The 15,282-nt window shown below is 69.6% G+C and carries 18 protein-coding genes; 7 read left to right on the top strand and 11 right to left on the bottom strand.

From position 1 onward, the window contains the following. Positions 1 to 10: 10 nt before the first annotated feature. The 6 genes from R8G01_14160 to R8G01_14135 all read right to left on the bottom strand — a co-directional run bounded on the left by R8G01_14160 (position 11) and on the right by R8G01_14135 (position 4,374). Complete coding sequence (locus tag R8G01_14160; GenBank protein MDW3215142.1) at positions 11 to 373, bottom strand: VOC family protein; 363 nt, start codon at positions 371 to 373, stop codon at positions 11 to 13. A 48-nt stretch (positions 374 to 421) separates the two neighbouring features. After that, positions 422 to 586: a hypothetical protein gene (locus tag R8G01_14155; GenBank protein ID MDW3215141.1), complete on the bottom strand. Its 165-nt coding sequence runs from the start codon at positions 584 to 586 to the stop codon at positions 422 to 424. A gap of 43 nt (positions 587 to 629) precedes the next feature. Further along, complete coding sequence (locus R8G01_14150; protein ID MDW3215140.1) at positions 630 to 1,235, bottom strand: pyridoxamine 5'-phosphate oxidase family protein; 606 nt, start codon at positions 1,233 to 1,235, stop codon at positions 630 to 632. A 179-nt stretch (positions 1,236 to 1,414) separates the two neighbouring features. Next, a complete protein-coding gene (locus R8G01_14145; protein MDW3215139.1) occupies positions 1,415 to 2,452 on the bottom strand; it encodes a beta-eliminating lyase-related protein in 1,038 nt (345 codons plus the stop codon). Positions 2,453 to 2,500: 48 nt separating this feature from the next. After that, entirely contained in the window at positions 2,501 to 3,943 is a 1,443-nt protein-coding gene (locus R8G01_14140; protein MDW3215138.1) for a zinc ribbon domain-containing protein, read from the bottom strand. Between the two features lie 65 nt (positions 3,944 to 4,008). Continuing rightward, entirely contained in the window at positions 4,009 to 4,374 is a 366-nt protein-coding gene (locus tag R8G01_14135) for an HNH endonuclease (protein ID MDW3215137.1), read from the bottom strand. Positions 4,375 to 4,440: 66 nt separating this feature from the next. Here R8G01_14135 and gluQRS point away from each other — a divergent pair, with 66 nt between their 5' ends. Together gluQRS and R8G01_14125 are read left to right on the top strand one after the other, a co-directional pair. Further along, positions 4,441 to 5,361, top strand: a complete 921-nt coding sequence (gluQRS, locus tag R8G01_14130; protein ID MDW3215136.1) for a tRNA glutamyl-Q(34) synthetase GluQRS — start codon at positions 4,441 to 4,443, stop codon at positions 5,359 to 5,361. Between the two features lie 152 nt (positions 5,362 to 5,513). Then, positions 5,514 to 6,425, top strand: a complete 912-nt coding sequence (locus R8G01_14125; protein MDW3215135.1) for a L,D-transpeptidase family protein — start codon at positions 5,514 to 5,516, stop codon at positions 6,423 to 6,425. A 34-nt stretch (positions 6,426 to 6,459) separates the two neighbouring features. On the opposite strand, the gene R8G01_14120 is transcribed toward R8G01_14125, so the two are convergent. Then, positions 6,460 to 7,083, bottom strand: a complete 624-nt coding sequence (locus tag R8G01_14120) for a pyridoxamine 5'-phosphate oxidase family protein (GenBank protein ID MDW3215134.1) — start codon at positions 7,081 to 7,083, stop codon at positions 6,460 to 6,462. A gap of 86 nt (positions 7,084 to 7,169) precedes the next feature. Here R8G01_14120 and R8G01_14115 point away from each other — a divergent pair, with 86 nt between their 5' ends. Further along, positions 7,170 to 8,864: a wax ester/triacylglycerol synthase family O-acyltransferase gene (locus R8G01_14115; GenBank protein MDW3215133.1), complete on the top strand. Its 1,695-nt coding sequence runs from the start codon at positions 7,170 to 7,172 to the stop codon at positions 8,862 to 8,864. 6 nt (positions 8,865 to 8,870) lie between these two features. Here the strand turns inward: R8G01_14115 and R8G01_14110 are convergent, their stop codons facing one another. Continuing rightward, the gene (locus tag R8G01_14110; GenBank protein MDW3215132.1) at positions 8,871 to 9,686 is read right to left on the bottom strand and encodes a sulfurtransferase; all 816 of its coding nucleotides are present in this window, start codon (positions 9,684 to 9,686) and stop codon (positions 8,871 to 8,873) included. A gap of 57 nt (positions 9,687 to 9,743) precedes the next feature. Next, positions 9,744 to 10,643: a bifunctional helix-turn-helix transcriptional regulator/GNAT family N-acetyltransferase gene (locus R8G01_14105; GenBank protein ID MDW3215131.1), complete on the bottom strand. Its 900-nt coding sequence runs from the start codon at positions 10,641 to 10,643 to the stop codon at positions 9,744 to 9,746. Between the two features lie 71 nt (positions 10,644 to 10,714). Between R8G01_14105 and R8G01_14100 the strand changes: the two genes are divergently transcribed. Further along, entirely contained in the window at positions 10,715 to 11,272 is a 558-nt protein-coding gene (locus tag R8G01_14100) for a GNAT family protein (protein ID MDW3215130.1), read from the top strand. 16 nt (positions 11,273 to 11,288) lie between these two features. Here R8G01_14100 and R8G01_14095 read toward each other — a convergent pair whose 3' ends face one another. Further along, the gene (locus tag R8G01_14095) at positions 11,289 to 12,437 is read right to left on the bottom strand and encodes an epoxide hydrolase (GenBank protein ID MDW3215129.1); all 1,149 of its coding nucleotides are present in this window, start codon (positions 12,435 to 12,437) and stop codon (positions 11,289 to 11,291) included. Positions 12,438 to 12,455: 18 nt separating this feature from the next. Further along, on the bottom strand, positions 12,456 to 13,202 hold the full coding sequence (locus R8G01_14090) for a MaoC family dehydratase (GenBank protein ID MDW3215128.1): 747 nt from the start codon (positions 13,200 to 13,202) through the stop codon (positions 12,456 to 12,458). 58 nt (positions 13,203 to 13,260) lie between these two features. Here R8G01_14090 and R8G01_14085 point away from each other — a divergent pair, with 58 nt between their 5' ends. The 3 genes from R8G01_14085 (at position 13,261) to R8G01_14075 (ending at position 15,269) form a co-directional block, all read left to right on the top strand. Further along, positions 13,261 to 13,770, top strand: coding sequence for a shikimate kinase (locus R8G01_14085; protein MDW3215127.1), 510 nt, complete (start codon positions 13,261 to 13,263; stop codon positions 13,768 to 13,770). A 9-nt stretch (positions 13,771 to 13,779) separates the two neighbouring features. Next, positions 13,780 to 14,508, top strand: coding sequence for an alpha/beta hydrolase (locus R8G01_14080; protein MDW3215126.1), 729 nt, complete (start codon positions 13,780 to 13,782; stop codon positions 14,506 to 14,508). 122 nt (positions 14,509 to 14,630) lie between these two features. Continuing rightward, positions 14,631 to 15,269, top strand: a complete 639-nt coding sequence (locus R8G01_14075; GenBank protein MDW3215125.1) for a hypothetical protein — start codon at positions 14,631 to 14,633, stop codon at positions 15,267 to 15,269. The last annotated feature ends 13 nt before the right edge of the window (positions 15,270 to 15,282 follow it).

Here is a 15,282-nt window from a genome sequence, read left to right as displayed (position 1 = left end):
AACCGAGAGGTCACGACGTCGCTGTTCCGATCTGGTGGAGTTCGATCAGGTTGCCGTCCGGGTCGTCGATGAAGGTCTGGCGGTCGGGTCCGACCACCCGTGCATCCTCGACCTGGTACCCCTTCGCCCGCAGCTCGCGAACGACGGCATCGACATCGTCGACCAGGATCGCGAAGTGTTGACCCATGTTCGGGGGAACGTCGGTTTCGATGAGGTGGACCTGAGCGGCGCCGAAGTCGATCCATGCGCCTCCGATCTCGAAGTCCGGCCGGTCGGTGCGGACCGTCCCGCCGAGTACGTCGGTGTAGAACGCGATACTCCGATCGGGGTTCGACACGTTGATCGACACGTGGTGCACGCCGAGCGACTTCATCTGCTGGAGACTACCCACGCAGGAGCGTCCGATCGGTGATCGGTCCGGTCAGGTGGCGGCGCGGTCGACGAACGGTCGGCCCCAGCGGCGCCATGCCACCAGCGCGGCGATCGCGACGATCGCGATCACGGCGAGCCAGAAGATCAGCTCGATCAGCGCGAACAGCAGCACGATGCCGACGACGACCAGCAGGATGACGAAAAGCGTTCCCATGCGCCGATGGTGCCCCGGATCGGGGTTCGCAAACGTCGACGCATCAGCGGTCGCCGGCGGCGCGGCGCGCCGGGTCGTGCGCCGGGAGTGCGTCGTTGATGACGTCGTAGGTCTTCCAGTCGGGCACCGGAGGTTCGTGGCCGACCCGCGGCACGTTCGCCGACACCTCGTCGCGATGGATGTAGCGCCCGCAGTTGGGGAAGACGCGTGCGACGCTCACGGTGATCACCGCGAAGGCGCCGTGGAATGCGCCGACGTCGACCTCCGTCGTCGACACGGTCGCCTCGCCGTGGAGGCGGAGTCGCCACGGCCGGTCATGGTCGACGAACAGCAGGGCGACCCGACCGGTGTCGACGATGTTGCCCAGGGTGCGCATCATCCCGTTGCCGTCGTAGGCGGGGATCCGCAACTCGGTCGGCGACACGACCCGCACGAAGCCGACGTCGCCGCCCTTGTACGACACGTCGGGCCACCCGTCGGAGTCGACGGTCGACACCCACGCCGTCGACTGCGCGCCGATCAGCGCCGTGTCGTCGTCGGTCAGTTCGGTGTGGACCGTCAGGTCGTGCAGTCGGTCGGCGAGCCGCCGCGAGTCGAACTGGTCCTGGATCGCGCGAGCGCCTGCGCCGTAGAGCGGGCCGATGGTCATGGCCGCCACCGTAGGTCGCCGGACCTTCCGATGGCTCCGTGGCGTCCTCCGGAGAAAATCGGTGGACGGGCGGCGGAGATCGCGCGACGATCCCGCATGGGAACCAGGGAATGCGGGATCGTCGTGGTGGGCAGCTCGTCGGCGGAGACGACGCCCACCGCGACTGCGCATCGTGACGGTCAGCCCGACAACGCGGTCGCGGCGATGTCGAGCGCCCGGTCGATGTCGTCGTCGGTGGTCTGCCAACTCGTCACGAGCCGGATCACGCCACCGCTCGCCTCGTAGAAGAGCATCCCGGCGTCAGCCATCGCCCGAGCGGCTTCGTCGCCGACGTCGGCGAACAGCATGTTGACGTCGGGTCGGTTGACGAACCGGACCCCCAGCGGCTCGAGGCCGGCGGCCAATCGCTTCATCCGGGCGTTGGAGTTGCCGGCGAGGCGGAGCCACAGGTCGTCGGTGAGGTAGGCGATCACCTGCGCCGACTGGAACCGCATCTTCGACGTGACGTGGCCGGATCGTTTGGTCCGATAGACGAGTTCGTCGGCGATCGCGTCGTCGAACACGACGATCGCCTCGGACGAGAGCGCCCCGTTCTTGGTGCATCCGAGCGACACCGCGTCGATGCCGGCCTTCCAGGTCAGTTCGGCCGGTGTGCACCCGAGCGCGACGAGGGCGTTGGCGATCCGAGCACCGTCGAGGTGCATCTTGAGCCCATGGCCCCCGGCGATCTCGGCGAGTTCGGCGATCTCGTCGACCGCGTAGATCGTGCCCATGTCGGTCGGCGAGGTCAGCGACAGCACCGCCGGCTGGGAATGGTGCGGGTCTCCCCAGCGGACGCCGGCGAGCGTCGCCCGCAGTTCGTCGGGCCGGACGCGATAGTCGCCGCCACCGACGGCACGCATGACGGCGCCCCCGCCGAGCATCGACGTCGCACCGCCCTCGCTGTTGAGGATGTGGGCGGTCTCGTGACACAGCACGGCGCCCCATGGTGGGCACATCGCCGTCAGCGCGAGCGCGTTGGCGGCCGTGCCGCTGGTGACCGGGAACACGCGTGCGGTGTCGTGTTCGAACACCTCGCGGACGACGTCGTGGAGACGAGCGGTGACGTCGTCGTCGCCGTAGGCGATCGCGGAACCGACGTTGGCGTCGGCGACGGCCTGCACGATCTCGGGGGCGACCCCGGCCGCGTTGTCACTCCGGAACTCGATCTGTGTCACCGTCGCAGTCTCGCGCACGAGGTGGCGGCCCCGAGGGGCGGCGCCGGGTCAGCGACGCTCGCGGACGCCCTGATCGTAGGCGCCGATCAGGGCCAGGACGATCATGGCGATGACGGCGCTCGTGCCGATGATCGTGACGCCGTGGACGTGCATGTCGACCGCGCCAGGGTTCCGGAACCCGAGCCCGACGGGGCGGTCGCCGACGTCGAGCAGCGTGCTGATCACGAGCCACAGACCCGGGAGCGATGCGCCGACCGCGAGTCCCAGCCCCCATCGGCGCACGGACAGGAAGCCGACGACACCGCCGATCACGAAGAGTCCGAGTTGGACGAGGCGGCCCACGAGCAGGAGGGCGGACGCTTCGCCGACGCCTTCGATCAGGTACCAGTTGTCGCTGAAGATCGCCTGGTTCTCGGGGAGCAGGGGGCCGGCGGCTGCGACGACGATCGCCAGTGCGCCGAGCGCGGCGATCCACGGATTGAGTCCGGCGCGGCGATCGCCGAACGCGTCGTTGACCGAGGCGAAGAACAGCACGATCCCGAGGGCGCCGACGGCGAGCAGGAGCCAGTAGCCGAGATCTCGGGTGATCGTGAGGACGAACGGGTCGTCGGCCGGCACCCGGGCGAACGCGTGGGCCGTGTCGATCGGGAACTGGGCGAGCCCGACGGCGACTGCAGCGAGGCCGGCCATCGCCAGTCCGGCACCGCCGGCGAGACCGGAACCCCATCGCCATCGGAAGCCGGAGGCGACACCGCCGGCGACCATCGCGACGACGGCGATCAATCCGGCGATCGACAGGTTGTCGGCGAGGTCGTCGAGGATCCACGTGCCGGTGCGGAAACCGGCGGGGGTGTCGTCGGTCTGCACGAGGCGGGTGTCGCTCGTGATGGTGAGGATGTTCCCGAACAGCGCGACGAGTGCCACGATGCCGGTCGCGAGCGAGATCAGCAGGATCAGGTTGAAACCGAATCGTGGTGGCGGCGCCGGTGCAGCGGCCGGGACGACCGGCATCGTCGCGGTGGCATCGACCTGGCTCTCGATCTCACCGGTGATCGCGACCGGTTCTCGTTCGGTGAAGTCGTACGGGGTGGTGGCGGCAGGCTCGTCGGCGACCTGCTCCATCCAGACCTCGGTGATCGGCTCGGTTGCCGGCAGGTCACCGGTGACGGTCGCCGCCTCGTCGGGGGTCGTCACCGGGAGCGAGCCGGTCGCGGCCCACGCCGGTTCGTCGACGAGTTCATCGTCGCCGGTGTCGATGGTGACGAGTTCGGTCGGGGCGAGGTCGACGTCGTCGGACGCGTCGACGATGACCGGCGGCAGCCCGGCGGGCGGGGTGTCGGCATCGACGTCGGCCGTGGTGCCACCCTCATCGACGTCATCGACGATGGCGACGATCTGGGTCGTGTCGGTGACGCCCTCGAGCGATGTGCCGCATCCATTGCAGAACCGGTCACCCGATTCGACGCTGCGTCCGCAGGTGGGGCACTCCATGGCGACGCATGTTAGGGGCCGGGCGCGCCGACGTCCGGGCGTTTCGTCGAGTCGACATCCAGACGTCACGAACCGGACGCCCGTCGGGCACCGGGGTCGAGGCGGCGGAGTTGCGCGGCCAGGTACGGGCGCGCCCGCCGTTGACCGCCGCGACGTGCGATCGCCTCGTCGAGGGCATGGAGCGCGCGCACGATGGTGGCGAGGTTCGGTTGCCAGCCGCGTCGTTCGCACTCGTCGAACCAGTCGCCCGGCGTGCGATGGCCGCGTTCGCCGTTGCAGCGACGGCAGGCAGCGAGCTCGTTCTCGATCCAGCTCGGTCCGCCCTTGATGCGCGGGATCAGGTGCTCGGTCGTCGCGGCGACCAGGCCGACGTCGAGCGGACGTCGACACCAGACGCACTCGTCACCGTCGCGCTCGAGGATGCGTTCCATCCGCTCGCGGCGGTTCGACTGACGCTCGGGATCGCGACGACCGACCACAGCCACCAGAATGGCGCGGTGGCCGGCCGTTTCGCACCCTCGCCCACCGGCGATCTCCACCTGGGCAACCTGCGCACCGCGCTGGTGGCGTGGCTCGCGGCACGCTCGGCCGGTCTCGCGTTCCTCGTGCGGATGGAGGATCTCGACCGGGTCACGTCGTCGGTCGAACACGAACATCGTCAGCTCGCCGACCTCGCCGCGCTCGGCCTCGACTGGGACGGCGAGGTCGTGCGGCAGAGCGACCGGTTCGACCGGTACCGCGCCGAGATCGGGCGACTTCGTGCCGACGGGCGCGTGTACGAATGCTTCTGCACGCGGCGAGAGATCCGGGCGGAGATCGAGGCGGCGGCGAGTGCCCCGCACACCCATCTGCCCGACGGCGCGTATCCCGGTACCTGTCGTGACCTGACCGACGACGAACGTCGGGCTCGTCGGGCCTCGGGGCGGACGCCGGCGCTTCGGTTGCGGACCGAGGGCGAGTCGATCACGGTGCACGACGTGCTGGCGGGCGAGTTCGTCGGTGCGGTCGACGACGTGGTGCTCGCCCGTGCCGACGGTGTGCCCGCCTACAACCTCGCGGTCGTGGTCGACGACATCGCCCAGGGGGTCACCCAGGTCGTGCGCGGCGACGATCTGCTGTCGTCGACCCCTCGCCAGGTGCTGCTGTACCGACTGCTCGGCGGAGAGGTGCCCGAGTATCTCCACGTCCCCCTGGTGCTCGGCGCCGATGGCCGGCGGCTCGCCAAGCGTCATGGCGCGGTCACGCTCGCTGATCTCGCCGCCGAGGGGTGGTCGGCCGAGGCGGTGCTCGGCACACTCGGGCGTTCGCTGGGCCTGGCGGCGTCGGACGAGCGGGTGACCGTCGGCGAGCTGCTCGACCGCTACGACCCCTCGGCGCTGGAGCGCGGACCGACCATGCTGGCCACGCTCGTGACCTGACCGGGTGACAGCGGTGCCGCCCGGGGGGAACAGCGCCCGGTCGAGGCGGGTTGAGGAACACTGTTATGACAGAATTTCTGAGCGATTTCGCGGAGAAACCGGCGGAACCGCCCGCGGGAGTTCCCCGAGGCTCGCTAAGTTTGGGTCACATCATGCAGGTGAGATCGGGGTACCTCGCCGCTGTTGCGGCCGTCGTCCTGCTCCCTGCGTGCGCGTCCACGTCGATCGCGAGCACCGCACCGGCTCCGGTCCGTGTCGTGCCGGCCACCACCGAACCGGCGACCACCACGACCGCGGTGGTCACACTCCCGGCGCCGGAGACGACCGAACCCGCCACCACCCGGCCCGCTCCGACCACGACCGTGCCGGTCGAGACCACCACGACGATCCCGGTCAACAAGATCGCGGTGCCGCCGGCCGACCCGCCGATCGTGGGTGTCGGCCAGAGCGACGGCGACGAGACCCGCCGCGCCGAGGAACGACTCCTCGAACTCGGCTTCTGGCTCGACGCCGCCGACGGCGACTACAACCTCACGACCTCGCAAGCGGTCATGGCATTCCAGAAGTTCTACGGTCTCGCCACCGACGGCGTGCTCGGCGACGAGACCGCGGCCGCGCTGACCGCGGTCACCGAGCGTCCGCACGGTCGTGCCGACGCCGGCACCCTGGTCGAGATCGACAAGGGCTTGCAGCTGCTGATGTTCGTGATCGACGGCAAGACCGAGTGGATCCTCAACGCGTCGAGCGGCAGCGAGATCCCGTACGAGGAGCCCGACCAGAACACGCCCGGCGAGATCCAGCGGGGCGACTCGGTCACCCGCAACGGGCTCCACGACGTGTACCGCGAGCGTGCCGAAGGCTGGTGGGAAGGCGACCTCGGTGAGATCTACCGGCCGAAGTACTTCACCGGCGGGATCGCCGTCCACGGGTCCAACCACGTGCCCGACTACCCGGCGTCACACGGCTGTGTCCGGGTGAGCGTGCCGGCGATGGACTGGATCTGGGAGACGGGCATCATGCCGCTCGAGACCCCGGTGTGGGTGCACGAGGGCGTCTCGGCCTGATCGATCGCCCCGGCAGACCGGCCGGGCCGCGCCGTCAGTCGGCGGCGAGGCCGAGTTCGTAGTCGGCCGCCAACCCGTCACGGATCGTCGTCTCGTCGACGTTCCACACGCCCGAGTACATCGTCGCCAGGTCGGGCGCCGCATCGAGCGCCGCCCACGTCGACTCGTCCCAGAGGTGGCCCCGCTGGAAGGCTTTGGCGCAGTGTCCGTAGATCTCGGCGGTCTCGATGACGATCGCCGCTTTGGGGGTGCGCAGCTCGTCGGTGAAGCCGGCGAGGAGATCGGGGTCGGTCGTGATCGCGGCCGGGCCGTTGATCCGCAACGTCTCGGTCTTGCCCGGTACCACCATCAGGACCCCGGCGCGGCCGGCGACGACGATGTTGCGGTAGCTGTCGAGCCGGTTGTTGCCGTTCAGATCGGGGATCGCGATGTGACGCTCGTCGAGCCGACGCACGAACCCGGGTGGGCCGCCGCGGGGCGACGCGTCGATCGAGCCGGCGCCGTCGCTCGTGGCCAGTACCAGGAACGGGCTGAGGTCGATGAACGCGGCCATGCCGGCGTTGATGTGGTCGAGTTGCTTGCTGACGGCCCCGGCACCGGGCGCTCGGTACAGCGCCGTCAGCTCGTCGATGGTCTCGATCCGTCCGGGAACGTCCATCGGTGCAGTCTGCCATCGAGCGGGTGCCCGTCGAGCACCGGCCCACGCCGGCCCGCGCCGGTCCGATCGCGTGGGAGACTGAGTCGATGAAGCAGCTCACGGGCCTCGACGCGTCGTTCCTCTACATGGAGACCCCGACGACGTACGGCCACGTGAACGGGCTCGCCATCTACGAGCGTCCGACGCCCGACTTCGACCCCTATGCGGCCGTGTACGAACGGTTCGGGTCGATGGTCGGCCACGTCGAGCCGCTCCGCCGTCGAGTCGTCGAGGTGCCGTTCGGACTCGATCATCCGTACTGGGTCGACGACCCCCACTTCGATCTCGACTTCCACGTGCGCCAGATCGGGTTGGCCCCGCCCGGGGCCGCCGACCAGTTGGCCGAGCAGGTCGCTCGCATCATCGGCCGACGGATGGACCGTACCCACCCGCTGTGGGAGGTGTACGTGATCGAAGGGCTCGGTGACGGTCGCTGGGCGATGCTCACGAAGTTCCACCACGCGACCGTCGACGGCGCCGCCGGCGTGATCATGCTCAAGATGTTCACCGACGAGTCGGCTGACGCGCCGTGGCCCTTCGAACCGATCGCCTGGACGCCCGACCCGCTCCCGGCCGACTCCGAGCTGTTGAAGCACACGGTCGGCAACCTCGTCGCCAACCCGGTCAAGGCAACCCGACTCTCGCTCCGAGTCGTCCGGAACATGGCCGAGGCGGCCGGTCTCACGACGTTGGGTGGCGTGGTGGCGCGGTCGCGTGAGTTGATCGCCTCGCGGGCCGGACGGAGCGAGGAGGCCGAGGCGGTCGCCGACCAGATCCGCCGTGTGACGCTGCCGGTCACCCCGGCGCCGCCGACGCCGTGGAACAAGAGCGTCGGCCCGCACCGCCGTTTCGCGATGCGATCGACCGCGCTCTCCAACATCAAGCAGCTCAAGGATGCGACGGGCGGCACGGTGAACGACGTCGTCATGGCGATCTGTGCGGGTGCACTTCGCGAGTACCTCGTGCAGCGCGACGCGCTACCGACGGCACCGCTGCGGGCGATGGTGCCCGTGTCGATCCGGACCGGGCTCGAGGAGGACCCGTGGACGAATCGGGTCTCGTCGATCGTCGCCGAACTCCCGACCGACTGTGACGACCCGGTCGAGCGTGTCGCCCGCTGCAGGGCCGCGATGGACGTTGCCAAGCACCAACTCGAACTGGTGCCGGCCACCGCGTTGACCGAGGCGACCGACGCGACGTCGCCGGTGGTCGCCGGTGCGGCGGTGCGACTCATGGCGCGACTCTCCGACCGGGTCAACCTGCCGGTCAACGTCGTGATCTCGAACGTCCCGGGCCCACGCGAGCCGCTGTATTTCGCGGGGTGCAAGCTCGATCACTACATCCCGGTCTCGACGATCAGCAACGGCGTCGGCCTCAACATCACGGTGCACTCGTACGAGGACCGGCTCGATTTCGGACTGGTCGCCGACCGTGACCTCGTGCCCGACCTGTGGGACCTCGTCGATCTGCACGTCGACGAGATCGCCCGACTGTTCGAGGCGTCGGGTGCCGAGTGGGCCGAGCCACAGGCGAAGCCCGCCGGACGTCGTGGTGCGATGCCCAAGGTGGAGCCGGCGCCGAAGAAGTCGGCCGCGAAGAAGAGCAGCCCCAAGAAGTCGACCGCCAAGAAGTCGAGCGCCAAGAAGTCGACGGCCAAGAAGTCGACCGCCAAGAAGAGCAGCCCGAAGAAGTCGACCGCGAAGAAGTCGTCCGCGAAGAAGTCGAGCGCAAAGAAGAAGTAGTCGGCGTCAGTCGCCGGTGGCGACCGGGCGCTCGGGGTCGGCGGACCACTCGCTCCACGAACCGGGGTACAGCCGAGCGCCGGTCAGGCCGACCTGCGACATCGCCAACAGCGCGTGACACGCCGTGACGCCGCTGCCGCAGTACACGATCGGGTTCGCGCCGATGTCGGCGAAGTGGGCCGCGAGCTCGGGCGTCGGCAGGTGCAGACCGTCGGGCCCGAGCACGTCGCCGTGGAACCGGTTGATCGCACCGGGGATGTGGCCCGCTCTGGGGTCGATCGGCTCGACCTCGCCGCGGAACCGCTCGGGGGCGCGGGCGTCGACGACGGTGCCGCCGAACTCGAGACTCTGTGCCACCGCGTCGGCGTCGACGATGCCCGTCCACTCCGGAGCGACGGGATACTCCGTCTCGGTGACGGCGGGCACCTCTCCGGTCGTCGGGTGCCCGGCGGCGACCCACGCCGACATGCCCCCGTCGAGCACGCTGACCCGTCCGTGTCCGACCGACCGCAGCATCCACCAGAGACGGGACGCCGTCGCACCGCCCGCATCGTCGTAGGCGACGACCATCGAACCGGGTTGGATGCCGAGACGACCGAGGAGCGCACCGAACTCGTCGATCGAGGGCAGCGGGTGGCGCCCGCCGCCGCTCGGAGCGGCGAGTTCGTCGTGGAGGTCGACGAACCGTGCGCCGGGGAGGTGTGCCGCGTCGTACTCGCGGCGTCCCTGGCCGTGGTCGGCGAGGTGGAATCGGACGTCACAGACGACCACGTCGGGGTCGTCGATGATGTCGGCGAGTTCGGCCACGGAGATCAGCGCCATCCGGCGACCGTAGCCGGAATCGCGGACCGGCTCGATCAGACGAGGCGGTCGAGGCGGTCAGGCCGTGGCGAGCGACTTGGCGAACCAACACTTGGCGTACGGGTTGTCGTTGTAGCGCTCGATCGGGCGATAGCCGGCCCGCTGGTACATCGTGATCGCCTCGGTGAGCGAGTCGTTGGTGTCGAGCACGACGTTCGTGTAGCCGAGCGTGGCGACCTGTGCTTCGAGGTGCGTCAACATACGCCGTCCGACGCCGGCGCCGCGCCAACCGGGGTGCACCCACATGCGCTTGATCTCGCCGGTGGTGTCGTCGTGGCGCTGGACACCGCCGCATGCAGCGACGACACCGTCCGACCGTGCGACGAGGAACGACCCGGTCGGTGCTCGCATCGCGGGCGCATCGGCGGTCAGGGTGTCGCCCGGGTCGAAGCCATCGGAGAACCGGACGGCGAGCTCGGCGAAGTACGCGGCCATCGCCTCGAGCGCATCGTCACTGCGCGGGTCGACGACGTCGAACGTGAGCGTGGCGACTCGGAGCAGCCGGTCGGCCGAGCGGAGTGCCTCGTCGAGCCGGCGCCGTTGATCGTCGGAGAGCGGTTCGAGCAGGCCCGTGGCGAGTTCGTCGGATCGGCGGTCGAGTTCGGTCCACGCCGATCGGCCCGCTGCGGTGAGGCGGACGAGTCGACGACGGGCATCGTCGGGGTCGGGCAACGCAGTCACGAGCCGGTCGCGTTCGAGTTCGCGGAGCAGACGACTCAGGTAGCCCGAGTCGAGGCCGAGTCGATGTCGGAGTTCGAGGATCGAGGCGCCGTCGGTGCCGATCTCGAACAGCAGGCGAGCCTCGGCCAGGGGGCGGCCGGACTGGAGGAACGAGTCGTCGAGCACGCCGATGCGCTGCGTGAACGAGCGGTTGAAGGTACGGAGCGTGGAAACGTCGGGTGCCGGCGTGTCAGGCATTCTCTGACTTTAGTCAGATAATGGCGGAAACGTCTCGAGAGGTCTCGGGCACCCCGACCTACGCTCGGGCGATGTCGACGTTCGCGGACAAGCCGACCCTGCGAGGCGAACGGGTACTGCTGCGGCCGATGGGGCCCCAGGACGCGGCGGCGATGTGGGCCGACCTCCACGACGACGAGATCGATCACTTCACCGGCACCCACGCCGACTTCACCCGTGAGCAGATCGAGCGGTGGTGCGCCTCACGCCCCGAGCAGACCGACCGCCTCGACATGGCGGTCGTCGACCCCGACACCGGTGCCTGGCTGGGCGAGGTGGTCGTCAACGAGTGGGACCCCGACAACCGGTCGTGCAGCTTCCGGATCGCGCTGGGGGCGCACGCTCGCAACCGCGGCGTCGGGACCGAGGCGACCCGGCTCATCGTCGATCACGTCTTCGACGCCATCGACGACCCACCCGTGAACCGGATCTCACTCGAGGTGTACGACTTCAATCCGCGCGGGCTCGCGGTCTACGAGAAGGTCGGCTTCGTGCGCGAGGGCGTACTGCGCGACGCGCTGTACTGGGAGGGCGAGTTCCACGACGCGATCGTGATGAGCATCGTGCGCAGCGACCGCGACGCCGGCTGAGGTCCGGTCGTGCGGGTCAGGCCGACCCGCTGCGGTGCGGTCGGAAGCACGCGCGCAGATCGGCCACGAACGTGTCGGGCACTTCGAGGGCGGCGAAGTGTCCGCCGTGCCCGTGTTCGGCCCAGTGCACGATGTGGGGGAACGAGTCGCCCAGCCACGCCCGGACCGGTCGCACGATCTCGGCGGGGTACACGCTGAATCCGGTCGGCACCGTGACCGGCTCGCGGCTGCCACCACGGCCGAAGCTCTCCCAGCAGATCCGGGCCGACGACGTGGCCGACTCGGTCACCCAGTAGAGCATCACGTTGTCGAGCAGCCGGTCGCGGGCCACCGCCCGTTCCGGGTGGCCGTCGCAGTCGGTCCAGGCCCAGAACTTCTCGAGGATCCACGCCAGCTGGCCGGCGGGCGAGTCGTTGAGGCCGTACCCCACCGTCTGCGGACGCGAACGCTGCTGGCTCGAGTAACCGGAGTCCCATTCGGCGTAGTACCGCAGACGTTCGACCGCCTGCAGTTCCTCTGGGGTGGTCGGTTCGCTCGTCGGCCGGGCGTCCATCGCGAGCGTCATGTGGATCGCGACGCAGTGATCCGGGTGCCGCCGGCCCAGCGCGGCGGTGACGGCCGACCCCCAGTCGCCGCCCTGCGCGAGGTAGTGCTCGTACCCGAGCCGCTGCATGAGCGCCTCCCACACGTCGGCGATCTTCTCGACGCCCCAGCCGGTCTCGGTCGGCTTGCCAGAGAACCCGAAACCGGGTAGCGACGGCGCGATCACGTGGAACGCGTCGGCCGTGTCACCGCCGTGGCGCTGGGGCTCGGTGAGCGGCCCGATGACCTGCTCGAACTCGACGATCGAGCCCGGCCATCCGTGGGTGAGGATCAGCGGGAGGGCGTCGGGGTTCGACGAGCGCTGATGGACGAAGTGGATGTCGACGCCGTCGATCTCCGTCGTGTACTGATCGAACCGGTTGAGGGCGGCTTCGCCGGTGCGCCAGTCGTACTGCTCGGCCCAGTACTCGCAGACCTCGCGGACGTACGCGAGCGGGGTGCCCTGCGACCAGTCGTCGACGGGTTCGGCATCGGGCCAGCGGGTCGTTCGGAGTCGGCGGCGGAGGTCGTCGAGCACGTCCTCGGGCACGTCGATCGTGAACGGTCGGATCGCGTCACTCATGCATGCACCACCGGCGGGTCAGTCGGCCGTCGACAGATCGACGATCGCCTCGTGTTCGAGCGTCACGATCGGTCGTCCGTCGTGTTCGACGAGGATGTCGACGACCGCTCGTGTGCCGCCGCGCTCGAAGCGATCGACGACGGTCGCATGGACGTCGACCGTCGCACCGAGTGGCCCCGGGGCGTGGTGGCGGACGACGCTGCGGGTGTGGATCCATGCCCCGTCGACCAGGTCGGTGGAGAACACACGGTTGCCGATCTGGAGCCACGTGACCGGGTGGACGATCCGGAGCTCGCGGTAGATCCCCAGATCGTCGCCGGCCCGCTCGGCGTAGTCGGCGGCGAACTCGTGACCGAGCGTGAACCGTCGTGACGCGAGTGCCTCGCCCGCCCGCATCGCCGGGGGAGCGCCGCTGTCTCGAACGGCCGCGAACGTGGCCCGCGGGTTGCGCTCCTGATCGGGACACACGGCCTCGACCAGCACCGCGCCGTCGTCACCCGAGTCGGCCGGCGTCGGCACGCACTGCACCTCGGCATCGGCGAACACCGGCGCCCGGAACCGAACCTCGCCGCCACCTCGGCTGAGCCAGTCGATACCCCACGCCGCGGCGAGTGGTCGGGTGAGGTAGGCGTACGTCGTCACGCCGGCGACCAACGCGGACGGGAATCCCTCGGCACGGGCGCCGGCGTCGGTGTGGATCGGGTTGTCGGCGTGCTCGGGAAGGTTCCGGGCCCGGACGACCCACGTCGTCGGTCGGTCGCTCATGGGCCGAACCCTACGTTCACCTGCCCGGCGCCACCGGGTCGGCGTAGCCTGCTGGCGCATGTCCGATCGCAACGTGGTCCTCACCGGGTTCATGGGAACCGGCAAGACGACCGTCGGTCGCGCACTCGCCGACCGTCTCGGGTGGGAGTTCGTCGACACCGACCGGATCATCGAGGAGCGGCACGGGCCGATCAACGAGATCTTCGCGGAGCACGGCGAGGGCGCGTTCCGGCAGTTCGAGCGCGACGTGGCGGACGAACTCGCCGACCGGCGACGCCTGGTGATCGCCACCGGCGGACGGATGCTGGTCGACGCCGTCAACGCGCAGCGGCTGGCCGAGACCGGGGACGTCGTGTGCCTGGTGGCGTCGCTCGACACGATCCTCGAGCGCGTCGATGTCGACGGTGCCGGTGCGACCCGGCCGCTGCTGCGCGGCGACGATGTCCGGGCTCGCGTCGCCGCGCTGCTCGCCGAGCGTTCCGAGGCGTACGGGGCGTTCTGGCAGCTCGACACCGACGGACGTTCGCCCGACGAACTGGCGGTCGCCATCATCGAACACATGGTGTAGAACGAGCCGATGGCTGAGTTCACCGACGGCACTCGTTCGATCCACTACGACATCGAGGGCGATGGCTACCCCGTCCTGCTGATCGCCCCGGGCGGGATGCGTTCGGCCAACGAGCTGTGGTCGAACATGCCGTGGAACCCGCGAACCGCACTCTCGGACGACTACCGCGTGATCGGCATGGATCAGCGCAACGCCGGCCGGTCGACGGCGCCGATCTCGGGCGACGACGGGTGGGACACGTACACCGCCGATCAGCTCGCGCTGCTCGACCATCTGGGCGTCGAGCGCTGCCACGTGGTGGGCATGTGCATCGGTGGGCCGTACATCATGAACCTGCTCACGACCGCCCCCGACCGCTTCTCGTCGGTCGTGATGCTGCAGCCGGTCGGCATCAGCGACAACCGTGCGGCGCTCTACGAGATGTTCGACCAGTGGGCCGAGGCGATCGCGCCGCAGCACCCCGACGTCACCGAGGCCGACTGGCAGTCGTTCCGGAGCAACATGTGGGACGGCGAGTTCGTGCTCACCGCGACCCCCGACGAGGTCGCCGCGTGCGAGACACCGATGTTCGTCGCGATGGGCAACGATCTGTACCACCCGGCGGTGACGTCTCGTGAGCTCGCCGATCTGGCCCCGAACGCGACGTTCGTCGAGAGCTGGAAGGAAGGCGACGCGCTCGCGCAGGTCGATCCGATGATCAAGGAGTTCCTCGCCGAGCACGTCCCCGCCCGGTCGTGAGGGATTCGATCGGTCGGCTCGCTGTCTGCCTGGGATCGGTCGCCGTCACGGTCGCGCTCGGCGCGTGCGATGGTGGCGACGCGACGCCGCCGACCACAGTGACTTCGACGACGCTCGCGCCGGTGACGACACCGGCGCCCGCCGTCGACCAGGTCGGTGTCTACTTCGACGCGCTCGCCCAGCGCTCCGAGGCCGGAGGGTCCGCGGCGCCGGGAACCGATGCGGCACGGTACGCCCGACATCAGAGCGACGCCGCCGCCATCATGGGCGATGTGGCGGGTGCGGCGGCGACACCGGTGCCGGACGGCGTCGACGTCTGCGACGGCGACGGTGGGTGCGTCTCGTTCACCGATGTGGTGACCGACCAGGCCGGTCTCGTGTCGACATTCGCGATCGGCGGGCAACCGCTCGCCGGTCGTATCGTCGGGAGCGGTGCGACGGTCGAGCAGGACGGCATCTCGGTGCGCGTGACGTCGGCGTACGAGTCCACCGCGGGTGAACTCCTCGTCGTCGTCGAATTCTCCAGCGGGATCGGCGTCGGTGTCGAACTGTTCGGTTTCGCCTCGGTCGTCGTGGGCGCCGGGGCCGGTGGCATCGAAGCAATGGGAGCGTGGGGCATGACGTCGGTGCCGGGGTTCGGTACCGCTCGGCAGTTGCTCGCATTCCCGGCGGCATCGCCGGGCGGCAGGTTGCTGATCAGCGGATTGCGTGACGACGGCGTCGATGTCGCGTTCGACGTGGGCATCCCCGAACCGGACTGAGCCGTACCGAGCG

It is taken from the genome of Ilumatobacteraceae bacterium (assembly GCA_033344875.1).
Lineage (GTDB): Bacteria > Actinomycetota > Acidimicrobiia > Acidimicrobiales > Ilumatobacteraceae > Ilumatobacter.
The sequence above is the reverse complement of the archived record's forward strand: the minus strand, read 5'-3'. Positions and strand labels throughout refer to the sequence as shown.